The organism is Cellulomonas sp. S1-8, from assembly GCF_026184235.1.
GTDB lineage: Bacteria > Actinomycetota > Actinomycetes > Actinomycetales > Cellulomonadaceae > Cellulomonas.
The window spans coordinates 495990-517436 of the sequence record NZ_CP110806.1 but is presented as its reverse complement, the minus strand read 5'-3'; the positions used below and the strand labels follow the sequence as shown (position 1 = coordinate 517436).

Annotated in this window: 20 protein-coding genes; 16 read left to right on the top strand and 4 right to left on the bottom strand. The window is 72.4% G+C overall.

Annotation, left to right across the window (positions count from 1 at the left end):
• The first annotated feature begins 372 nt into the window (after positions 1 to 372).
• Both OKX07_RS02425 and OKX07_RS02420 read left to right on the top strand, forming a co-directional pair.
• Positions 373 to 1008: a fasciclin domain-containing protein gene (locus OKX07_RS02425; protein WP_265630278.1), complete on the top strand. Its 636-nt coding sequence runs from the start codon at positions 373 to 375 to the stop codon at positions 1006 to 1008.
• Between the two features lie 310 nt (positions 1009 to 1318).
• Positions 1319 to 2533, top strand: coding sequence for an RICIN domain-containing protein (locus OKX07_RS02420; protein WP_265630277.1), 1215 nt, complete (start codon positions 1319 to 1321; stop codon positions 2531 to 2533).
• Positions 2534 to 2606: 73 nt separating this feature from the next.
• Here the strand turns inward: OKX07_RS02420 and OKX07_RS02415 are convergent, their stop codons facing one another.
• Positions 2607 to 2927, bottom strand: coding sequence for a hypothetical protein (locus tag OKX07_RS02415; RefSeq protein WP_265630276.1), 321 nt, complete (start codon positions 2925 to 2927; stop codon positions 2607 to 2609).
• A 94-nt stretch (positions 2928 to 3021) separates the two neighbouring features.
• On the opposite strand from OKX07_RS02415, the gene OKX07_RS20450 reads away from it, so the two are divergent.
• Both OKX07_RS20450 and OKX07_RS02410 read left to right on the top strand, forming a co-directional pair.
• Complete coding sequence (locus OKX07_RS20450; protein WP_416220814.1) at positions 3022 to 3453, top strand: HEAT repeat domain-containing protein; 432 nt, start codon at positions 3022 to 3024, stop codon at positions 3451 to 3453.
• A gap of 17 nt (positions 3454 to 3470) precedes the next feature.
• Positions 3471 to 4109, top strand: coding sequence for a HEAT repeat domain-containing protein (locus OKX07_RS02410; protein ID WP_265630275.1), 639 nt, complete (start codon positions 3471 to 3473; stop codon positions 4107 to 4109).
• 227 nt (positions 4110 to 4336) lie between these two features.
• Here OKX07_RS02410 and OKX07_RS02405 read toward each other — a convergent pair whose 3' ends face one another.
• The gene (locus tag OKX07_RS02405; RefSeq protein WP_265630274.1) at positions 4337 to 5335 is read right to left on the bottom strand and encodes an NAD-dependent epimerase/dehydratase family protein; all 999 of its coding nucleotides are present in this window, start codon (positions 5333 to 5335) and stop codon (positions 4337 to 4339) included.
• Positions 5336 to 5400: 65 nt separating this feature from the next.
• Between OKX07_RS02405 and OKX07_RS02400 the strand changes: the two genes are divergently transcribed.
• The 12 genes from OKX07_RS02400 (at position 5401) to OKX07_RS02345 (ending at position 19891) form a co-directional block, all read left to right on the top strand.
• Positions 5401 to 6573: a GDSL-type esterase/lipase family protein gene (locus OKX07_RS02400; RefSeq protein ID WP_265630273.1), complete on the top strand. Its 1173-nt coding sequence runs from the start codon at positions 5401 to 5403 to the stop codon at positions 6571 to 6573.
• A gap of 103 nt (positions 6574 to 6676) precedes the next feature.
• Positions 6677 to 7360: a response regulator transcription factor gene (locus tag OKX07_RS02395; protein WP_265631781.1), complete on the top strand. Its 684-nt coding sequence runs from the start codon at positions 6677 to 6679 to the stop codon at positions 7358 to 7360.
• Positions 7357 to 8772 (top strand): sensor histidine kinase, encoded by a 1416-nt coding sequence (locus OKX07_RS02390; protein ID WP_265630272.1) that lies wholly within the window; start codon positions 7357 to 7359, stop codon positions 8770 to 8772. Before OKX07_RS02395 ends, OKX07_RS02390 begins: the two co-directional genes overlap by 4 nt.
• A gap of 71 nt (positions 8773 to 8843) precedes the next feature.
• Positions 8844 to 10088, top strand: coding sequence for a hypothetical protein (locus OKX07_RS02385; protein WP_265630271.1), 1245 nt, complete (start codon positions 8844 to 8846; stop codon positions 10086 to 10088).
• An 85-nt stretch (positions 10089 to 10173) separates the two neighbouring features.
• Positions 10174 to 10680 (top strand): ubiquinol-cytochrome c reductase iron-sulfur subunit, encoded by a 507-nt coding sequence (locus OKX07_RS02380; RefSeq protein WP_265630270.1) that lies wholly within the window; start codon positions 10174 to 10176, stop codon positions 10678 to 10680.
• Between the two features lie 4 nt (positions 10681 to 10684).
• Positions 10685 to 11188, top strand: coding sequence for a hypothetical protein (locus OKX07_RS02375; RefSeq protein ID WP_265630269.1), 504 nt, complete (start codon positions 10685 to 10687; stop codon positions 11186 to 11188).
• A gap of 116 nt (positions 11189 to 11304) precedes the next feature.
• A complete protein-coding gene (locus OKX07_RS02370; RefSeq protein ID WP_265630268.1) occupies positions 11305 to 12447 on the top strand; it encodes a hypothetical protein in 1143 nt (380 codons plus the stop codon).
• Between the two features lie 66 nt (positions 12448 to 12513).
• The gene (locus tag OKX07_RS02365; RefSeq protein WP_265630267.1) at positions 12514 to 13419 is read left to right on the top strand and encodes a phosphotransferase; all 906 of its coding nucleotides are present in this window, start codon (positions 12514 to 12516) and stop codon (positions 13417 to 13419) included.
• Between the two features lie 560 nt (positions 13420 to 13979).
• The gene (locus tag OKX07_RS02360; RefSeq protein WP_265630266.1) at positions 13980 to 15071 is read left to right on the top strand and encodes a hypothetical protein; all 1092 of its coding nucleotides are present in this window, start codon (positions 13980 to 13982) and stop codon (positions 15069 to 15071) included.
• Positions 15072 to 15222: 151 nt separating this feature from the next.
• A complete protein-coding gene (locus tag OKX07_RS02355; RefSeq protein WP_265630265.1) occupies positions 15223 to 16125 on the top strand; it encodes a helix-turn-helix domain-containing protein in 903 nt (300 codons plus the stop codon).
• A 1-nt stretch (position 16126) separates the two neighbouring features.
• The gene (locus OKX07_RS02350; protein ID WP_265630264.1) at positions 16127 to 19387 is read left to right on the top strand and encodes an FG-GAP-like repeat-containing protein; all 3261 of its coding nucleotides are present in this window, start codon (positions 16127 to 16129) and stop codon (positions 19385 to 19387) included.
• 36 nt (positions 19388 to 19423) lie between these two features.
• Entirely contained in the window at positions 19424 to 19891 is a 468-nt protein-coding gene (locus OKX07_RS02345) for a DUF4259 domain-containing protein (protein WP_265630263.1), read from the top strand.
• Positions 19892 to 19968: 77 nt separating this feature from the next.
• Here the strand turns inward: OKX07_RS02345 and OKX07_RS02340 are convergent, their stop codons facing one another.
• Together OKX07_RS02340 and OKX07_RS02335 are read right to left on the bottom strand one after the other, a co-directional pair.
• Complete coding sequence (locus OKX07_RS02340) at positions 19969 to 20625, bottom strand: DUF72 domain-containing protein (RefSeq protein WP_265630262.1); 657 nt, start codon at positions 20623 to 20625, stop codon at positions 19969 to 19971.
• A 90-nt stretch (positions 20626 to 20715) separates the two neighbouring features.
• Positions 20716 to 21399, bottom strand: a complete 684-nt coding sequence (locus OKX07_RS02335; protein WP_265630261.1) for an MOSC domain-containing protein — start codon at positions 21397 to 21399, stop codon at positions 20716 to 20718.
• Positions 21400 to 21447 lie beyond the last annotated feature (48 nt).

Here is a 21447-nt window from a genome sequence, read left to right as displayed (position 1 = left end):
ACCCCGCGGCTCGGGCATCACGGGGTGTCGACTGGGATCAGGACAACCAGGGAGGACGCGCGCCGTCGCGCCTGGTTGTCCCACCGCAGGTCAGGGCGTCCCGGCTCTGGACGAGCTCGATGATGTCCTCCACCTCCCGGGCGAGGCGACGTCCTCGGAGACCTCGTCACCCGCGGCGCGGTTCACGCCGCCCGCTCGAACGGACCGGTTCCACCTTCTGACGCACGGTGGCGGCACGTCGCGCCGTCGAGGATCGGACGACGCCGGGTGCATCCAAGAACGCGCCTCGAGGGGAAGAAGGAGCAGGGCGTCGACGACGAGGCCCTGCGGTGCGCCCCGCGTGCCGCCCGACCTCCCGCAAGGAGTCGTCCCATGAGGATCCGCCGTCTCGCAGCATCCCTGGCCGCCACCGCCCTCGCCGGCGGTGCGGTCGTCGGGCTCGCACCCGCCGCGTCCGCCGCCGGCACCACCAGCCTCGCCTCGGTGCTCGCCGCCGACGGCGCGGGGTTCGACCGCAACTGGTACGACTACGACATCGTCGACAACGCAGTGACTGCCGTGCTCGCCGCCAAGCCCGGCAGCCCGGTCGCCGTGCTCGCGGACGGCACGGTCCCGCTCACCGCGTTCCTGCCGAACGACCGCGCGTTCCAGGTGCTCACGCACGACCTGACGCACCGCTGGTACGGCTCGGAGGAGAAGGTGTTCGGGGCCCTCGCGGAGGCGGTGGGGATCGACGCGATCGAGCAGGTGCTGCTGTACCACGTCGTCCCCGGCGCCACGATCGACTCCGCCACCGCGCTGGCGTCCGACGGGGCCGCGCTGACCACCGCCCAGGGCGGCACCTTCACGGTCGACGTCCTGTCGAAGCGGATCCCGCTCGTCGTGCTGCGCGACGCCGACCGGAACGACGTGAACCCGCTGCTGGTGCGCAGCCAGCTCGACATCAACGTCGGCAACGCGCAGATCGCGCACGGGATCTCGTTCGTCCTGCGTCCGCTCGACCTGTGACGCCCCGGCGCCCGCCCGGTGCGGACCGGGCGGGCGCCGTCACTGCACGGGCTCGGGGCGCGGCGTCAGGCCGGGTCGCGCGGGACCGGGCGGTCATGGACGCAACAAGGTCTCTGACAAGCGCCTCCTGACGTCTCCAGCGACTCCCGGACGCAGGCCCTCGTGCCGGGGAATGTCCGTCACGAAGCGCACCTAATCGTTTGTGCCGATCGCACCGCCCAGGAGACCCGTGCCATATTGACCCCGCAGCGTGAACGTTCACAACGGCGCACCGTCGCGCCCGCGCAGCCCACTCCAGGAGGCAGACGACATGCACCGAACCGTCCGACGGCTGCTGCTCGCCGTCACGCTCAGCCTCGCACTGGCCGGAGGGGTCGTGGCTGCGTCCGCGCCCGCCTCCGCCGAGAGCAACGGGGGCACCCGCGTGATGCCTCTGGGCGACTCGATCACGGACGGCGTCGGCATGGGGGGCGGCGGCTACCGCGTCGGCCTCTGGCAGCGCCTCGCCCAAGGCGGCTACACCACGGACTTCGTGGGATCGGGCTTCAACGGGCCGGCCAGCCTGTGGGACCACGACCACGAGGGCCACTCCGGCTGGAGGATCGACCAGATCGACGCCAACATCGTCAACTGGGTGCGCACCTACCAGCCGCGCACCGTGCTGCTGCACATCGGCACCAACGACATCAGCCAGAACCGCGACCTGGCGAACGCACCGAACCGACTCGCGGGGGTCATCGACAAGATCACCAGCACGTCCCCGCAGACCGACGTGTTCGTCGCGACCCTCATCCCGGTCTCGTACGCGAACTCGCAGGTGCAGACCTTCAACGCCGCCATCCCCGGCATCGTCTCGAGCAGGGCCAACGCCGGCAAGAAGGTGCACCTGGTCGACATGAACCGGGCCGTCCCCCTCTCCGACATGCCCGACGGCGTGCACCCCAACGCGGCGGGCTACGACAAGATGGCGGCCGCCTGGTTCAACGCGCTGCGCAACGTGCCGGGGAGCATCGGCAACCCGTCGGGCGGCGGCACCCCCACCCCGACCCCGACCCCGACCGTCACCCCGACCCCCAACCCGGGCACCGGCGCGGTAGACACCTCGGCCTGGTACACGCTCGTCAACCGCAACAGCGGCAAGGCCATCGACGTGTACAACCTGTCCACCGCGGACGGCGCGCGCATCACCCAGTGGTCCCGCAACAACGGCAACCAGCAGCAGTGGCAGTTCGTCAGCGCCGGCAACGGCTACTACCAGGTGAAGTCGCGGCTGTCCGGCAAGCTCCTCGACGTGTCCGGGCGGTCCACCGCCGACGGTGCGGCGATCCACCAGTGGAGCAACCACGGCGGCACCAACCAGCAGTTCAGCATCCAGACGGTCGACGGGTACGTCCAGCTGATCAACCGCAACAGCGGCAAGGCCGTCGAGGTGCAGGGCGCCTCCACCGCCGACGGCGGGAACATCGTCCAGTACACCGACTGGAACGGCACCAACCAGCAGTGGCAGCTGGTGAAGGTGGGCTGAGCCCGACCGTCACCGGGGGTCCGGCGTCCGGGTGCGACCTTGCGCACCCGGACGTCGGAGCCGCACCTGGTGGTCAGCCGCGCTCGCGGCCGGGCAGGGGTGCACCCGCGAGGAAGGCCTCGTAGGCGTCCCGCGCGTCGTCGTCGACCGTGGGCCTGATACGGCTGTAGCGGGTGTCGCCGCCGTCCCGGTGGGGGCCCGAGAGCCAGTACTCCTCCTGGGTCTCGACGTCGAGGTAGTTCGCATCGAACAACTCCAGCGAGCGACGTAGCGTCCGGCCGCGCCACGAGGCGGTCTTCCAGGACCGGTTGAACCGCACGACGCTGATCCACGCCGGCCCCTGGTCGGTGCCGTGCCCGGTCTTCAGCTGCACGAACATGATGCGCTCCGCCATGGCGGGATCCTCGCAGTCCGGTGCGTGACGGCCCACGGAATTCGATCCGGCGACTCACCCCGACCACCTCGGCACGAGCGGTACCGTCGCCGTCGTGGCTGAGGTCGACGCACGGTGGACGCGGCTCCTGACGCTGGACCCGGCGGTCGACGACCCCGACGTGGACGATGAGGCGGCGGTGCTGGTCGCGCAGCTCCAGGCCGAGGCGGAGGAGTCGGTCCTCGCGCTGGCCCTCGCCGCGTTGTCGGCTGACGAGCCGTGGCACCGGCAGGCGGCGGCGTGGGTCGTCGGGCAGTTCGGGTACCCGAGGGGGCGACCCTTCGGGTCGCGCGTGGCGCCCGAGCTGCTCCGCGCGGCCCGTGCGGAGCGGGACGACGAGGTCCGCTCCGACGTGGTGCCGCTCTGGGCAAGTCGGAGGACGCGGCGTGGCTCGACGCGCTGCTGTCGTTCGCGGACGACCCCGCGCCCGAGGTGCGTCTGGCCGTCGCACTGTCCGTGCCGGGCATGCCGTACGGCGAACCGCTGAACGAGGACGCAATCGGCGTGCTGATCACCCTGTCCTCGGACCCCGACCCGGGGGTGCGTGACTGGGCGACCTTCGGCCTGGGCAACCAGACGCCGCAGGACTCCCCCGCGATCCGCACCGCCCTGCTCGCGCGGCTGGACGACGAGGACCCCGAGACAGCAGCCGAGGCACTCCTGGGTCTGGCACGCCGGGGCGCCGGCGAGGCGCTGGCACGGGTCCGGGCACTGATCACGGATCCGGACCGGTCCGTCGACCTCCTGGCGCTTGAGGCGGCGGCCGAGCTCGCCGACCCCGCGCTGCTGCCGGCCCTGGAGGCGCTGGCGCAGGCGTGGGACGGCGACGACGACGTGCACGGCGAGGCCGTCGCGTTCGCGATCGCCCGGTGCCACCCGGACGCGCACGGGGAGGCGCGGCGGATCGAGCAGCAGATCGTCGCCGCGGTCGACGAGCGTGTCTCCGGTACGGGCTGGTCGCTCGCGCTGGAAGGCACCTACCCGCGGACACTGGTGCGGCAGCGTCGCCCCGACGGCGCCGTCGACGAGTCGGTCGTGCCGGACACCCCGTGGGACGGGCGGGTCCCCGGCGGGTTCGAGGTCGACGCGAGCGTGGACCGCTACGTCGCCGAGATCCACGAGGCCGCCGCCCGTCGGGACTGACACCACCGCCTCGCCGAGCGCACCTGCCCCGGTCACCTACGTCCCGCGCGGGTCGCCCTACTCTTCGGTCCGCGACCGCCCGTCGACGCGCCCCCTCGTCCCGCTCGGCCGGGGACGGGTCACTCGGCCCGCCCTCGAGCTGCGCGTCGGCTCGCGACCAGTCGCGGCGGCCGTGCTCGTCACGGGCCCTGTCTGCCTGCTCGGGTGCCAGGTCGGCAGCCGAGCCGTCACAGAGCGCGGGGGCGGTAGGTCTCCAGGAGACGTTCCGTGAGCGCCTCGAACTGCGGGTCGACGACCCGGCGCGCGGGGTCGTCGTCGTACCAGGCGACGATCTCGCGGGCACCCTGCGCGAAGGGGATGCGGGGCGAGAACTGCGGGACCAGCCGTCGGATCTTCGAGTTGTCGAAGATCATCGTGTGCGCCTTGTCGCCGAGGATCCCGGCACCCAGCTCGGGATCGGCGGCGGCGATCGCGTCGGACGCGACGTGCACCAGACGCGGCTCGTCGACGCCGGCGGCCCGGGCCATCGCGCGGTAGATCTGGTCCCACGACGGCGCCTCGTCGCCGGTGATGTGGAACGCCTCGCCGATCGCCTCCTCGCGTCCCAGCAGCCCGACCAGCCCGACCGCGACGTCGGCGCTGTGCGTGATGGTCCACCGGGACGTCCCGTCCCCGGGGACGACGACCTCCAGGCCGCGGCGCATCCGGTCGACGACCGTCCAGCCGCCGTCCATCGGGACGAGCGTCGCGTCGTAGGTGTGCGACGGGCGCACGATCGTCATCGGCAGACCGGTGTCGCGGTACGCGGCGACGAGGAGGTCCTCGCACGCGATCTTGTTCCGGGAGTACTCCCAGAAGGGGTTGCGCAGCGGCGTGGACTCGACGACGGGCAGGTGGGTGGGTGGCGTCTGGTAGGCCGACGCGGAGCTGATGAACACGTACTGACCGGTGCGGCCGGTGAACAGGTCGAGGTCGGCCTGGACGTGCTCGGGGGTGAACGCCGTGAACTCGACGACGGCGTCGAACTCGAGGTCACCCAGTGCGGACCGGACGGACTGCGGGTCGCGGACGTCGGCGTGCAGGACGCGGGCCCCCTCGGGCACCGGCCGCGTCGACGACCGTCCGCGGTTGAGCAGGGTGAGCTCGACGCCGTCGGCGACCGCCCGCCGGGCCGCCTCCGTGCTGATGATGCCGGTCCCGCCGATGAACAGTGCGCGCAGTGCCATGTCTCGCAGGATACGGAACGGCAGACCTGCGCCCCGCGACCGGGCGGTCGATACGCTCGACCACGATGACCTCCTCGATGCTGACCATCCCCCTGACCGACGACCTCGTCCGCGGTGCCGTCGAGCTGGAGCGGACGGAGCGGGGTGTGCAGCCGCACCGGCTGCCGGCCTGGGCGCGTCGCCAGCTGCCGGACCCGCAGCTGCTCATGGCCGAGGCGCAGCCGGCGGGCGTCCGTCTGGTCGCCCGCACCCGGGCGACGCGGATCGAGCTGGACACCCGGCCGACGCGCGTGACCTACGTCGGCCTGCCCGGACGACCGGACGGCGTGTACGAGCTGCTCGTGGACGGCGACCTCGCGGGCCGGGCGACCGTCGTCGGCGGCGACGTGCTGGCGATCGACCCTGCCACCGGTGCGCGTGTGGTCCACCCGGGTGAGCCCGGCACGGTGACGTTCGCCGAGCTGCCGGACGGGGAGAAGACCGTCGAGCTGTGGCTGCCGCACAACGAGCTCGCGACGCTGGTCGAGCTCCGCGCCGACGCCCCGCTCGAGCCCGTCCCGGCCGACGGCCGACCCGTCTGGATGCACCACGGCTCGTCGATCAGCCACGGGTCCAACGCGCTGACGCCCACCGGCACCTGGCCGGCGCTGGCCGCGAGGGGGGCCGGTGTGGACCTGCTCAACCTCGGCTTCGGCGGCAGCGCCCTGCTGGACCCGCAGATCGCCCGCACCATGCGCGACACGCCCGCCGACCTGATCTCCGTCAAGATCGGCATCAACATCGTCAACGGCGACACCATGCGGCTGCGCACGTTCACCGCGGCCGTCCACGGGTTCCTCGACACCGTCCGCGACGGGCACCCCGACACCCCGCTGCTGGTCGTGTCCCCGATCCTGTGCCCCATCCACGAGGACACGCCAGGCCCCGGGGCGTTCGACCCGAGCAGCTTCGGCTCGGGCACCATCCGGTTCATGGCCACGGGTGACCCGGCCGAGGTTCCCGCCGGCCGCCTGACCCTCACCGTGGTCCGCGACGAGCTGCGCCGCATCGTCGCCCAGCGCCGGCAGGACGACCCGCGCGTGGCGTACCTCGACGGGCGCGAGCTGTACGGCGCGGACGACGAGACCACGCACCCGCTGCCCGACGCTCTGCACCCCGACGCCGCGACGCACCGCATCATCGGGGAGCGGTTCGAACGCTTGGCGTTCGGCCCGGGGGGTGCCTTGTCCGGTAGGTGACCAGGCGTGGCGGTGCGTCGCGGAGTTGAGCGTGGTGGTCAGGTCCGAGGACGCTCTCATCCTCGCCTCAGGTTGATCGGGGACGATGAGCGGCGTGCGGATCATGATCGCGGACGACGACGCGGCCATCCGTGACTCGCTGGAGCGGGTGCTCCAGGTCGAGGGTTACGACATCTGCACCGTCGCCAACGGTCTCGCGGTGCTCGACGGGGTCGGTGCGTCCGGCGGTGACACGCCGGATCTGCTGATCCTCGACGTGATGATGCCCCGCCTCGGCGGGTTGGAGACCTGCCGGCGGTTGCGGGCCGCGGGTCGGGAGCTGCCGGTGCTGATGCTGACCGCTCGTGACCAGGTCTCCGACCGGGTCGCGGGGTTGGACGCGGGCGCCGACGACTACCTGCCCAAGCCGTTCGCCACCGAGGAGCTGCTGGCGCGGGTGCGGGCCCTGCTGCGCCGGCGCACGCCGACCGACGAGGAGTCGCCGATCCTGTCGTTCGCGGACGTCCGGCTCGATCCCGACAGGTTCGAGGCATGGCGGGGCGGGCGGCCGCTGCACCTGACCCGGACCGAGTTCTCCCTCCTGCAGGTCCTCCTGGGCAACGCGACCCGGGTCCTGACCCGCGACATGCTGTTCGAGGCGATCTGGGGCTTCGACATGAGCGCCACCGCCAACAACCTCCAGGTGTACGTGAGCTACCTGCGCCGCAAGTTGGAGGCCGAGGGTGAGCCGCGACTGATCTACACGCTGCGCGGCATGGGATACACGTTGCGGGAGACTCCTCCGTGAGCGGGCCCGTCGGCCGGGGACCGCGACGGCTGACCCGGTGGTGGCGCAGGTGGTCCCTGCGGACCAGGCTGACGGTGATCGCGGCGGCGGCCATCGCGGTCAGCGTGTTCGGGGCGTTCCTGGGGGGCGCCGGGCTGCTGTACGGCGAGCTGGAGGACACCGCCAAGGACGAGCTGCGCGCCGAGGCCCGCGTCCTGGCGACGAACGCGGAGCGCGCCGGTCTGGCGCAGGTCCCGCTACCGCCGTATCCCGGAACCGGTCGGCTGACGCGGGTCGTCCTGCCTGACGGCTCCACCCGGACGCCGGCCGGCCAACCCGCGCTGCCCCCGGTCAGCGAGCACGCCGGGCGAGTGGCGCGTGGCGCATCCGACGACCTGATGGAGGACGACGGCACCGGCGACGTCGACTACTTCATCTACACGCTGCAGGCGGGCGACGGCGCGGTCCAGGTGGCCCGCGTCGCCGACGAGAGCCCGCTCACCCGGTTCGGGGTGGGCATGCTGCTGATCGGCCTGCTGTGCGTGGTCGGGGGCGCGCTCCTCGGGCGGACCGTGGCACGGATCGGGTTGGCACCGATCGACCGGCTGACCGCCGCCGCGGTACGCGTCGCGCACACCCGCGATCTCGACGCCGACATCCCCGACGAGGGCGGCGGGGAGATCCGGCGGCTGATCCGGTCGATCAACGACATGCTCGCCGCGCTCCGGGACTCCCGGCAGGCCCAGCGGCTGCTCGCCGAGGACGCCGCCCACGAGCTCAAGACCCCGCTCACCAGCCTGCGCCTCAACGTCGAGCTGCTGATCCGGCTCGACCGGCGCGGCACCCTGGACAGCGCACTGCCGGCGCAGAGCCGGACCCGGCTGCTCCACGATCTCGGCTCCCAGGTGGCCGAGCTGAGCACCCTTGCCGCCGAGCTGACCGACCTGGCGCGCGGTGACGTCAGCGACGAGAGCACCGAGCTGCTCGACCTCGCCGACGTGGTGGTGGCCGCCGCGACCCGGGCGCGGTCCCGCGCGCCCGACGTCGAGGTCGCGCTCGACGTGACCTCCGTGTGGGTGAGCGGGCGTCCCGCTGCGCTCGAGCGGGCTGTGCTCAACCTCGTCGACAACGCCGGCACGTGGTCCCCCGCGGACCAACCGGTCCAGGTCCGGCTCCGCGCCGAGGGCACGTCGGCGGTGCTCGAGGTCGACGACGCCGGGCCGGGCATCGACGCCGCCGACGTCCCGCGGGTGTTCGACCGGTTCTACCGTGCCGACAGCGCCCGGGCGTTGCCGGGATCCGGGCTGGGGCTGTCGATCGTGCAGCGGGTCGTCGACGCCCACGGCGGCCGGGCCACCGTCGCCCGCTCCGCACGCGGTGGCGCGCTCCTGCGGGTCGACCTCCCGGCCGCGGCCCCGCCCGCGTCGCTCTAACGGTCGTCTCCGTCTCGCTCGGTAGGAATCAGGCCTCAGATCAGCGATGTCACCCGCATGAGGAGGCCACCATGGCAGTCGACGCAGCGCCGTCCGGTTCACGATGGAAGGGCGGGGCGGCCGTCATGGCGCTGGCGACGGTGCTCGTCGTCGCCGCCTGCAGCTCGGGCGCGAACACCCCTGCGGCCCCCGCCGCGCCCGCCGCAGCCGACGCGCACAGCGCGCACGGTGGCGGGTCGTCGGCTCCACCGCAGCCGCTGCGCGCGGGCGAGCGGTTCGTCGACCTGACGATGGCCGAGGCCTACACGCCCGCGCCGCCGGAGGGCGCCGTGGACGAGTACCGGTGCCAGGTGCTCGATCCGGGCCTGACCGAGGCGGCGTTCCTGACCGGGACCCAGGTCATGCCGGAGAACGTCGCCATCGCGCACCACGGCATCGTGTACGCGGTGTCGCCGGACGACGCTGCCGCGGTCCACGAGCACGACGCGAGGACTCCCGGCCCTGGCTGGCAGTGCTTCGGCGGGACCGGCGTGGAGGGCGCCGACGTGGAGGACGACGACGAGGAGAGCACCGACGCGGGCGCCGCGTGGGTGGACACCTGGGCGCCGGGCGCCACGGAGACGCTGCTCGACCAGGACGTCGGCTTCCAGCTGGAGCCGGGCAGCCTGATCGTCTTCCAGATGCACTACAACCTGCTCGCGACCGACGGCGAGCCCGGCGGGTCGGACCGCTCGGCGGTGCGGCTGCGGCTGACGGACGGCACCCCGCAGACCCGGGAGCTCGAGACGTGGTCGCTCGGCGCGCCGACCGACCTGCCCTGCGCCGCCGACGAGTCGGGTCCGCTCTGCGACCGGGCGGCCTCGGTCGCGGACGTGACGAAGCGGTTCGGGCCGGAGGTCGGCGGGTTCGCGGACGAGCAGGTGGAGGAGTGCAACGAGGGTGGCGTGCCGAAGCCCGGTGACACCCAGTCCTGCGACCACGTGGTGGAGGAGCCGGTGACGGTGTTCGCCGGTTTCGGTCACATGCACATGCTCGGGCGGTCCCTGAAGGTCGAGCTCAACCCGGGCACGCCGGCGGCCCAGGTCCTGCTGGACGTGCCGCAGTTCGACTTCGACAACCAGCGGATGACGAAGCTGCCGTCGCCCGTGGACGTCGACCCGGGTGACATCCTGCGGGTGACGTGCACGCACGACGTGGGGCTGCGCAAGCAGCTGCCGCAGCTGCGCACGCTGCCGCCGCGCTACGTGGTGTGGGGTGACGGCACCGGCGACGAGATGTGCATCGGCATCATGACGGTCTCCCCCCGCCAGCCCTGACGGGTGGAGGTCGCGGTGAACTTTCGCGGCCTCCACCTCGTGACAACCGATGACCGCTCGTCCCGACCCGCGCACGGAGGTACAGATGTCCTCGCTGCTGGAGACCTCGAACACCCTGGACCCGAACGACCACACGCACGCGTCGCGCTGCGACGGCTGTCTCGATCGCCGGCAGGTGCTGAAGCGGGCCGGAGCGGTCACCGCCGGCGTCGCCGCAGCCGGCGTGCTCTCCGCGTGCAGCAGTGGCGGTGGTTCGACCGACGCCGCCACCCCGAGAGCAAGCACCGGCGGCGGGTCCGGTGCTCTCGCCAAGGTCGCCGACGTGCCCGAGGGCGGCGCGCTCCTGGTCAAGGACGCCGACGGGAAGGAGCTCCTCCTGACGCAGGCGTCCGCAGGGACGATCGTCGCGCTCTCGGCGATCTGCACGCACCAGGGCTGCACGGTCCTGGCCGACGGCGGCGAGCTCGTCTGCCCGTGCCACGGCTCGGTCTTCGACCTGTCCGGCGCGAACGTCTCGGGGCCCGCTCCGACGCCGCTGCCCGAGGTCGACGTGCACGTCGTCGACGGTGAAGTCCTCGCAGGCAAGGCCTGAACCCGTGGACCTCCATCGCGGGCGGCAGGCGACGTCCGACGTGCTGCGCGCCCTCGTGTGCGCGTGCCTCATGCTGTCCGCGGTCGTCCACCTCGACCTGTGGGCGACCGGCATGAGGTCGGTCGACATCGTCGGTCCCGCGTTCCTGCTCAACGGCGTCGGCGGGATCGTGCTCGGCGTGCTCGTGCTGGTGTGGCGGCACTGGCTGCCGCTGCTCGGGGCGATCGGGTTCGGCGTCGCGACGCTGGGTGCGTTCATCCTCGCGACGACGCCCGGCGGGTTGTTCGAGGTCCACTCGCGGTGGTCGGGCACCCCGGAGTGGCTGGCCGCGATCTCGGAGATCGGGGTGATCGCGCTCGGCATCGTCACGATCGTCGTCGGACGACGCCCGCCTGCCGAGTCCGCGGACCTAGCGCACACGTCCGCGGATCCGAGGGACGCGGCGTCGTGCGCCTCCTGTTCCAGCACGTCGGTGGGGATGGACGGCGCGTTCCCCCACCTGTCGTGAGGTGCAGGGCGCTCCGGTACGCGTCCCCCCGCGTACGTGGACGGTTTGAGCTACCCGGGCCTCTTCTGGTCCGAACTCGCTGGACTCGTGCGCGTCGTGCTCCTATCGTGCGGGGCGTGACAGACAGTCCGACGCGCGTGTGGTGGTTGTACGGAGCTCCGTGCGTGGGCAAGTCGGCCACCGCGTGGGAGCTGTACGCCAGCCAGCTCGATGGGGAACCCCGCGGCTACCTCGACATCGACCAGCTGGGCATCTGCTACCCCCAGCCCCACGACGACGCCGAGCGGCGTGCCATGAAGGCCCGGGCGGCGGGTGTGCTGGTGCGCCACCTCGCGCGCGCGGGTGCACGCACCGTCGTCGTCTCGGGAGTGCTCGAGCCGGGCTCGCACGACGAGGTCGTGGAGGCGCTGGGTCCGGTCGCGCTGACCTTCTGCCGCCTGCGCGCCGACCCGGAGGTGCTGCGGCCGCGACTGCAGCGCAGGTACGGGCCCGACGACGTCGCCCGGGCCCTGGCCGAGGCCGGTGTGTGGGACGAGCTGGACACCGGGCACGCCGTCGTCGACTCCGCACGGACGGTGGGCGACGTGGCGGACCAGGCCTACGCCACCTTCCAGGACGCGACGCGCGTGCCCCCCACGGCGACGCCGACGCCTGCGGCAGAGCCGCCGAGCCCTGCAGGCGCGCCGACACGCGCGGTGCTGGTCTGCGGCGCCACGGGCGTGGGCAAGTCCACGCTCGCCTTCGGGCTGACGATGCAGGGCTGGGGCACGGGACGCAGCTGCGCCTTCCTGGACCTGCAGCAGATCGCCTTCGTCGACGGCGTGGAACCGGGAGCGGATGGCGGGTCCTGCGCGACCGCCGCCGCTGTCGCGGACCTGTGGCAGACGTACCAGCGTGCGGGCGCCGTCGACCTCGTGCTCAACGGGGACGTCGAGTCCGCCGAGTCCGTGGAGCGCTACCGACAGGCTCTGGGGGCGACGCCGCTGCTCGTCGTCCGGCTGCGGGCAGGACGTGAGCAGCTCCGGCGACGCGTGACCGCCCGCAGCCGGGGTGAGGGTGGCCCGGAGCTGGCCGGCGACGCGCTGCGCGGCATCGACGCGGCTGCCGTCGACGTCGTGGTCGACGCCGCACTCGCGGCCCAGGACCGGATGGACGCGGCGGACGTGGCCGACGTCGTCGTGGAGACGGGCGAGGACGGCGCGGACGCCCTGGTGGAGCGGCTGGCGCGGATGCGCGATGAGCACCTCCCGGTGCCCTGAGGGCGGCCGCCGGGCGAGTACGCCAGGGAGATCGCCCGCGCCGTCGCCGCCTGGAGGAGACTCCGCATGACCACCACCGAGATCAACGCAGATCTCGTCCGCGACCTGTTGCGGGACCAGCACCCCGACCTGGCCGAGCTGCCGCTGCGCGAGGTGGACGGCGGCTGGGGCAACCAGATGTGGCGCCTCGGCGACGAGCTGGCCGTGCGGATCCAGCGGATGGACACCGAGCCCGATCACCAGCTCAAGGAGCGCAGGTGGCTGCCGCTGCTCGCCCCACGCCTGCCGCTGCCCGTTCCCGTCCCGGTGCGCAGCGGTGCGCCTTCCGCGCGATTCCCCAAGCTCTGGACGGTCATGACGTGGGTCCCGGGGCAGCCGCTGAATCGCGGGTCGATCACCCGCGGCGAGCACGCGGCCGACGCCCTGGCGGCGTTCCTCCGGGCGCTGCACGTGGAGGCGCCCGCCGACGCACCGGTGAGCACCGACCGCGGCGCGCACCCGAAGGACTGCACCGGCGGTTTCGACCACTTCCTCGGCTCGGTGGACGCGGAGGCGATCGGGTGTGACCCCGCCGACGTCCGGGCCGTCTGGGACGACGCCGTCGCGGCCCCCGCATGGGAGGACCGGCCGGTGTGGGTGCACGGTGACCTGCACCCGGCGAACGTCGTCGTCGCGGACGGGACGCTGGCCGGCATCGTGGACTTCGGCGACCTGTTCGCCGGCGACCCGGCCTGGGACCTCGCGGCGGCCTGGCTGCTGCTGCCGGCGGGCGCGACCGCACGCTTCTTCGCCGCCTACGCGCAGGCGGACGAGGCGACCATCCGACGTGCGCGCGGACTGGCAGCTCTGAAGAGCCTCTTCCTGATGCTCATGGGCCAGAACGGGGACCGCGGTCTGCCTGGCGGGAAGCCGGCGTGGGGGCCGGCGGGACGCGCGGCGCTCGACCGGGTGCTGAGCGAACGTCTGCCCTGACAGACGCCCCGCCTCGGCAGGCATCCCTGGGTCGCGGGCCGACCGTGACAACCACGCTCTCGTCGCCGCGTGGTCGGACTCGTCCGCATTCATGTCCTCCGTATGACGGCGGCGTCGTCGTCCCGGCACCGCGGGCACACGAGCTTGCGGAGAATTTCGTGGGGTCGTTCAGCCTGGAGGAGTGCCGGTTCGCGACCAATCGACCCCTGCGGGCCGGGGTGCTGTGGGTCGCCGACGAGGACTGAGGAGGTTGGCGGACATCGACGCTGCCGTCCCGCTCTGCTCACGGCGGCACGTACGTCGTCGAGGTCAAGCCGCAGCACGCAGCACGCAGAGGATTCGGACAGGTATTGCGTCGGGCGTCTGACAAATCCGACGATCTCCTCCATTCGCCGCGCATTCGATGTGCGCCGGGCAACGCAGGGCCACAGCGGTGAACTCGCCGGCCTATGGTGCTCCGGGCCGGCCGACCCTTTCTCCGGTCGGCCATCCGATGCCGATGAGCCGAACACGACCCGCGCACCTCGGGCGGCGGAATCGGCACACCCGAGGAGAACCCCGTGCGCTACCGCATGCTGACCCGGCTCGCGCTGGGTCTTTCCCTGACAGTCGCCCTCACGGGCACCGGCGCAGCGGCTGCCTCGGCCGGCCCGGACTCCTCGCGCGGCGCGCTCGACCCGTCGTCGTCCTGGGACGCCGCCGCAGCGGCACCCCACGCGTCCGCAGACGCGCCCCGGGCCGCCGCGACGTCGGCCACGGCCGACCGCACCGTCAAGGGCCTCGACTGGCCCGCCTTCCGGAGCGTCAACCTCGCACGCCTCTCCGGCGGAAGCGAGCCGGTCAGCCGCCGCGCAGAGCTCGACTCCATCGCCGGAGACTGGGCGAGCCGGCAGGTGGAACTGGGCTGGACCCAAAATGCCGAGGGGTCACCCCAGGACGACCCAGACCTCGAGTGGAAGGTGCCGGCCGGTTCGCTGAACGGCACCCAGGGCCTGATCTACTCGTGGGGGACCTGGGAGGACGGGTCGCCCGTGACCGAGTCCGACTTCCTCGGGCTCGTGGACTACTGGCTCCATGAGTGGGAGCGCGAGTCGCACTGGGCCTCGACCATGACCGATGCGGGTGTCGCGATCGCACACTCCGACTACGGCTGGGTTGCCTACATCATCCTCGTCCAGTACCCCCACAGCACCGCCGCTGCGGATGAGATGCCCCTCTACCGCTTCTACGTGCCGAGCACCGGGACCCACTTCTACTCGACGTCCGACGGCGAGCGGAACACCGTCATCAGCTACCCCGAGTACCTGTACGAGGGCCGGGTGGCGTACATCAAGGCGCCCAGGGCGACCTCGCTGACCACACCCCTGGCCGACCTGAACCGCTTCCAGCTCAAGGGCACCGCCTCGCACTTCTACACAGCGAACACCCTCGAGTACGCGCAGGTCGTGAAGTTCCCGCAGTACCAGCTCGACGGGATCGCAGGCCGCGTCTTCTCCGCATCCGGCCCCGGCCTGACCGCCATGCACCGGTTCTTCCGGCCCGCGTCCGGCACGCACTTCTACTCGGCGAACCCGGACGAGATCGCACTGGTGAAGGCCATGCCGGAGTACGCCTACGAGGGCCCCGCGTTCTACCTGCGCATCGCCAGCTGAAGTCCCAGCCCGACGGCCCACTGACGTAGTCCACGGCTCTCGTCGACCTCGTCACTTTCGTCACGGCCCGGGTGCGCACGCGCGCCCACCGCCCTGCCTGGGCATGACGGGACTACCCAGATCGGGCGATTCGCCATCTACGGTCGAGCACATGGGGCGTGACCGAGCTCAGCTGGCAGAGTTCCTGCGTTCGCGCCGGGACCGGCTCACGCCTCAACAGGCAGGCATCAGCCCGCTGCCGGGTGAGCGCCGGGTGCCGGGTCTGCGCCGGGAGGAGCTGGCCATGCTGGCAGGGGTCAGCGTCGACTACTACAGCCGCCTGGAGCAGGGCCGCCAGGCCAACGTCTCCCGCGAGGTCCTCGACGCGCTGGCGCGGGCGCTGCGCCTGGACGAGGTCGAACGCGCCCACCTCGACGACCTTGCCGCACCCGCGTCGCCCACCGTGCGGGCGGCCACCGACCGACCGCAGCGGCCGAACCCTGGCCTGCTGCGCGTGATCAGCATGCTCGACCACCTGCCGGCCGTCGTGATCGGACGACGCGGGACCGTGCTGGCCCGCAACGCCTTGTTCTGCGCCGTCTACGGGCACCCGATGGAGCCGGGCACGTCGTACACGCGCTACCTGCTGCTCGACCCGGACGCACGCGAACGCATCCTCGACTGGGACACCTGTGCCCACGCAGCCGTCGCGGGGCTGCGCCGAGAGGCCGCACGGTACCCGCAGGACCGCCACCTGGCCCAGCACATCGACGAGCTGCGCCGAGCCGACGTGGACGTCGCCCGCTGGTGGGACGACCACCGCGTCAGCGAGTACTCCTCGGCCCCCCGCCGCATCCGGCACCCCGTCGCGGGTGACCTCGCGTTCGACGTCGAGCTCCTCGTCGCCCCGCAGGAGACCGAGCAGCACCTCGTGCTCTACACCGTCGAGCCGTACTCCCGGACGGCGCGCACCCTGCCGCTGCTCGCCGCCTGGGGCGCGGACGCCCCCGCATCCGTCATGGACACCGAGCGCACCGGCGGTGCGTCCTCGCAGCCGGCCCCAGGTCAGGAGTGACATGAGATCGCACCTCGTTCGCCCGGAGGGCAGCCGACGGGTCGTCGGGCTCACACCGACGTCGACGCCGACGGTGGCCGCAGCGATGGTGCTGTGCCTGCTCGCAGCCCTCCTGGTCGCGCTGCCCGCCGCACCCGCCGCGGCAGAGGACCGGCCGCTGGCCAGCACGTCCGTGTTCACGTGGAACATGCAGGGCGCCAACGAGAGCGGGACCGGCGCCACCAACAAGTGGCAGAACCACGTCCGCACGTGGGCGCTGCAGTACCCGATCATGATGCTGCAGGAGGCCGGCGCCCTTCCGGCGAGGTCCGCCGTGCACATCGGCGACCGGACCCTCACGACCGGGGGCCCCGGCACCGGAGCGCCGAGAACGAACCACACCGTTCAGCACTACATCTGGGACGTGGTGACAGCGAGCCGGTCCGCCGTGCGTCACGTGTACTTCGTGCTGACCCAGGACGGTCGGGGTGGCCGGGTCAACATCGCCATGGTCGTCGACGGTGAGCCCGACGAGGTGAACGTGGTGGAGAACCCGATCGACGCGGGCCGCATCGCCCTCGGCGTCCGGTACGGCGCGCACTGGTACTTCACCGTCCATGCCCTCTCCGGTGGCGGTGGTGACGCCGGCCAGCTGCTCGACGCGGTCGACGACGAGGTGCTCCGCTGGGGCGAGGAGCGAGGGGTCGACTACCGGTGGACGGTGGGCGGGGACTTCAACGTCGAGCCGCAGGTCCTCGTCGGCCGGAACTACTTCCCACCCCTGGCCGGCGCGATCACCACCAACGTGAACACTCCGACCCACAACAGCGGGAACCGGTACGACTACTTCGTCACCAACGAGCGCAACACCGACCTCGGCGACGCCTACGTGCTCGGAGGACCTCCGTCCGACCACCGTCCCGTGGGCGCCGGGCGGATGCGCGCCGCTGCCGAGCCACCGTCCGCCGTTCGACTGATGCCCGTCGGCGACTCGATCACGGAGGGCCACGGCAGCAGCAACGAGTCCGGCTACCGCGGCAAGCTGCACGACGACCTCGGCAAGTTCACCCTCGGTGAGCTCCTCGGCTGGCACGAGAGCGACCGGATCTACGAGCCCGGCTTCAAGCGCGACCTCGTCGGTGAGCGCAGGCACGGCCGGGACGTCCCCGACGCCGACCACCAGGGCTGGCCCGGCTACACGATCGCGCAGATCCACAACGAGACGAGCGACGCCGTCGCGTCGATGCGCCCCAACGTGGTGACCTTGCTCGCCGGCACGAACGACATGGTGCACGACGTGGACGTGGCGAACGCCCCCGGCCGGCTGAGCGCGCTGATCGACCAGATCCTCGTCGGCTCGCCCGGGGTCGCCATCGTCGTCGGCACCCTCACGCCGTCCGCCGACCCGGGCATCCAGAACCGGATCACCGCGTACAACCAGGCGATCAGCACGATGCTCGACAACCGGATCGAGGGGGGCGACCACCTCGTCCGGGTCGACCTCGGCGCGGTCACGCTGGCTGATCTGGCCGACGGGCTGCACCCGAACGACCAGGGCTACCGCAAGATGGCCGACGCGTTCCGGGCCGGCGTCCGGACCGCCCTCATCATGGGCTGGGTGGGCGAACCCGGGACGCCGTCCGACCCCGTCGGCCCCGTGCGCGGCTGGGCACCGCAGGGCGTCGTGGCGAGCGGCACCATGAGGCCCGGCGCGTACCCCGGCGCCCTGTCGCTGGGCAGCGGTGACCAGGTGCACTTCGCCGACCTGGACGGTGACGGCCGAGCGGACTACCTGGTCACCCACCCGAACCAGTCGGTGACCCAGTGGACCAACGGCGGCATCAACCCCGACGGCACCGTGACCTGGCTCGGGCCCCGCACCGTGAGCACGCTCGAGGCGGCCATCCAACCCGTGTGGCGCTTCGCCGACATCGACGCCGACGGCCGGGCCGAGATGATCAAGTACGACTCCGGGTCCAACTTCCTCCAGACCTACCGGGCCGACGGCACGTTGGTGCCGCACCTGAACAGCGGCCTCCCGCAGGCCCGGCAGCACTTCGCCGACATCGACGCCAACGGCCGGGCCGACTGGCTGACGGTCGCCGACAACAGCTCCGTCATCGCCCGGATGAACCTGAACGGCTCCGTCGGCCCCGCGAAGCTGGTCGCGGGGGGCGTCGGCGTACCCGGCGACCGGATCCGGTTCGCGGACATGGACGCCAGCGGTTCAGCCGACTACCTCGTGCTCAACGCGGACAGCTCGGTGCAGGCCTGGCTCAACGGCGGGCCCGGCACGGGCGACGAGCTGACGTGGTTCCCGCAGGGCACCGTCGCGACCGGCGTCGGCGTGTCGGGTGACCGGATCCGGTTCGCCGACATCGACGGCGACCGTCGGGCCGACTACCTGGACGTCGACCCGACCACCGGCAACACCCGGATGTGGCGCAGCACCGGCGTCTGGCAGTGGGAGCCGCGCGGCTCGATCACCACGGGCAGCTCCACCCGGGCCGTGTACGCCGACCTGGACGGGAACGGCTCGGCCGACTACCTGCAGATCCAGGCGGACAGCTCCGTGCAGGCGTGGCTGAACGGCGGTCGCAACCCGGCGGGCGGCGAGGAGTGGATCTGGCACGGGGTGGGCACCGTCGCCAGCGGTGGGGGCACGTCCGGCAGCCGGGTGCGCTTCACCGACCTCGACGGCAACGGCCTCGCCGACTACCTCGTGGTCAACCAGGACAGCTCGGTCCGGGCGTGGCTGAACGGCGGTCGCGACCCGTCGGGCGCCGAGCAGTGGCTCTGGCACGGGCTGGGCACCGTCGCCAACGGTGTGAGCGCGCGCGGGGACGAGATCCGGTTCGCCGACATCGACACCGACGGCCGGGCCGACTACGTGCGGGTGAACGACAACAGCTCGGTCCAGGCGTGGCTGAACGGCGATCGCAACCCGGCGGGCGGTGAGCAGTGGATCTGGCGCTTCCAGGGCACCGTCGCCGGCGGCGTCGCCGCGCCCGGCAGCCAGATCCGGATCGCCGACCTGACCGGGGACGACCGCCCCGACTACCTGGTGCTGCACGAGAACAGCTCCGTCGACATGTGGATCAACGGCGGGCCGAGACCCGAGGGCGGCGAGTGGCTCTGGTTGCCCCAGGGGCAGGTCGCCTTCGGGGTCGGCGTGCCGGGCAGCCGGGTCCAGTTCGCCGACCTCGACGGCGACGGGCGCGACGACTACCTCGACGTCGACCCGCAGACCGGATCGACCCGGGCGTGGATCAACGTGCCCTGACCTCGACCGCAGGCGGATCCCGGCTACGGTCACGGCGTGGGAACGTGGGGCCTCGGGCCGTTCGACAACGACACTGCCGCCGACTGGGCTGCCGGGCTCGACGAAGCGGCTCCGCAGCAGCGAGAGAGCGTCGTCCGTGAGGCGCTGACCTCGGCGATCGAGGCGGAGGACGATCTCGACGGGGACGACGGCATGGTCGCCATCGCCGCGGCGGCCGTGGTCGCCAGTCGTCTGCCTGGGGGACCGGAGATCGACCACAACTACGGGCCGGACGTCGCGACGGTCACCAACCTGCGCCCCGACGCCGACCTTCGGGCGCTGGCGGCCCGGGCACTCGAGCGGACCTGCGCCGAGGGGTCCGAGTGGCGAGAGCTGTGGGAGGAAGCCGACGAGTACGACAACGTCGTGCAGGCGCTCGCACCGATCGCTGCCGCGCTGCGCGAGGGTGGGGACGAGACGTCCGCGAAGCAGGCCCGCTGGCGGGACCGCACCGGTCGTGGGTGACGGGCCCCGTGACGTCGACCGGCTCACGCTCCTGCCGGACGGGCGCCTCGCGTGGATCCAGCCTCTGCCGAGCGTGATCAGACCAGGGCGAGGAACCGCTCGGCATCGCCCACGCGGGGCAGGTTGTTGAACATGACGTAGGGCGACGGGCGGCCGTCGATCCTGTCCCGGAGCCGACACAGCTCGTCATCGGTGTGGACGTGACGCGAGCCGGCCGTGCCGTGCAGGCGGTAGTAGGTCTGCTCCGGCGTCACGGTCTCGGTCTGCATCGGGTCGACGACGTGAACAAGGTCCAGCTCGGCGCAGAGCTCCGTGAGCAGCTGGGTGGGCCACTCACCGCGAGGCTCCCACAGCAGCCGCCCCGCCGGCCGCTCCACCTGCGACATGAAGTGACGCAGCCGCTCGACGTTGTCCGGCGTCGGGCGAAAGCTCTTCGGGCACTGCAGCAGCACCGCGGTGGCCTGCAGGATGCGTGCGCACTCGAGGGTCCGACGCCATCCGGCGAGGACCGGCGGCGTGGTCCGGAACGCTCCGACCTGGCCACGTGCGCTGTCCGGCAGAGGCTGCTTCAGGCGCCGGTAGGTGGGGCTGCTCGACTCGTGGGTGACGATCTGCCACGCCTTGATCGTGAACTCGAAACCGGCCGGCACCTGGGCCCGCCAACGCATCAGCACGGCGTCGGACGGCGGTTCGTAGAACGTGTGCTGCACCTCGACGACAGGGAAGCGACGCACGTACGAGGCCTGGGAGACGGTCCACCCACACAGTCCGACGCGAACACCCATCGACACCCCCTCCTTCCCGGGTCGCTGCCCCTACCCGGCTCAGACCACCGACACCTCGTCGCCGACGGCGACCACACCCGGTCGGACGACGTCGGCGTAGACCGCGAGGCACAGGTCGCGCTCGGCGCCCAGCGGGCGGAGCCACGGGGCACCCGGGCTCGTCCCGTCCTGCTCGACGTCGATCATCCGGCACCGTGGGATGCGCTCCACGACCGTCAGCACGGCCGACCCGAGGGCGAGCCGGCGTCCGACCCACGTCTCCTCGACGAAAGGCGTCTGCGTCTCGACCACGACGTTGACGCGCAGCCGGCGTGGGTCGTCGCTGCCGCCCCACCGGGCGGCGCACCAGGCGATCGTCGCCGTGCCGACGAGGGAGACGGCACCGGCGTCCTGGTGCGGGACCGCAGCCTCGGGCAGGAGGCGCTGCGCACTCCCCATGGCGGAGGTGAGGTGCCCGTCGAGCAGCGGGTCGCCGACGAGCCAGCTCGCGTCCCCCGAGCGGACCTCGACCTCGCCGTCCGCCGTGGTCGACGCGGTGTAGTTCACGACGGCGTCACGGCGACGGAACCGGCGCGAGTCCTTGACCGACGCGAACCGCCCGTCACCGTCGACGACGGCGTACCAGCGGTCCCCCCGGATCCCGCGGTGGTCGAGCTCGGCTGAGGTCAGCGCCTCACCGCCCATCGACTTGACCGGGTACCGGCGCAGGGAGGTGACGACCACGATCTCGGACCCTACCGAGGTCGCTCGCGACAGTGCCGGTTCCCGCGC

What these genes read in the sequence shown, in the direction of transcription:
- OKX07_RS02380 (WP_265630270.1), top strand. Translation starts at nt 10,174, where the DNA reads ATGTCCTCGCTGCTGGAGACCTCGAACACCCTGGACCCGAACGACCAC.
- OKX07_RS02385 (WP_265630271.1), top strand. Translation starts at nt 8,844, where the DNA reads ATGGCAGTCGACGCAGCGCCGTCCGGTTCACGATGGAAGGGCGGGGCG.
- OKX07_RS02395 (WP_265631781.1), top strand. Translation starts at nt 6,677, where the DNA reads ATGATCGCGGACGACGACGCGGCCATCCGTGACTCGCTGGAGCGGGTG.
- OKX07_RS02420 (WP_265630277.1), top strand. Translation starts at nt 1,319, where the DNA reads ATGCACCGAACCGTCCGACGGCTGCTGCTCGCCGTCACGCTCAGCCTC.
- OKX07_RS02415 (WP_265630276.1), bottom strand. Translation starts at nt 2,927, where the DNA reads ATGGCGGAGCGCATCATGTTCGTGCAGCTGAAGACCGGGCACGGCACC.
- OKX07_RS02365 (WP_265630267.1), top strand. Translation starts at nt 12,514, where the DNA reads ATGACCACCACCGAGATCAACGCAGATCTCGTCCGCGACCTGTTGCGG.
- OKX07_RS02425 (WP_265630278.1), top strand. Translation starts at nt 373, where the DNA reads ATGAGGATCCGCCGTCTCGCAGCATCCCTGGCCGCCACCGCCCTCGCC.
- OKX07_RS02350 (WP_265630264.1), top strand. Translation starts at nt 16,127, where the DNA reads ATGAGATCGCACCTCGTTCGCCCGGAGGGCAGCCGACGGGTCGTCGGG.
- OKX07_RS02400 (WP_265630273.1), top strand. Translation starts at nt 5,401, where the DNA reads ATGACCTCCTCGATGCTGACCATCCCCCTGACCGACGACCTCGTCCGC.
- OKX07_RS02405 (WP_265630274.1), bottom strand. Translation starts at nt 5,335, where the DNA reads ATGGCACTGCGCGCACTGTTCATCGGCGGGACCGGCATCATCAGCACG.
- OKX07_RS02355 (WP_265630265.1), top strand. Translation starts at nt 15,223, where the DNA reads ATGGGGCGTGACCGAGCTCAGCTGGCAGAGTTCCTGCGTTCGCGCCGG.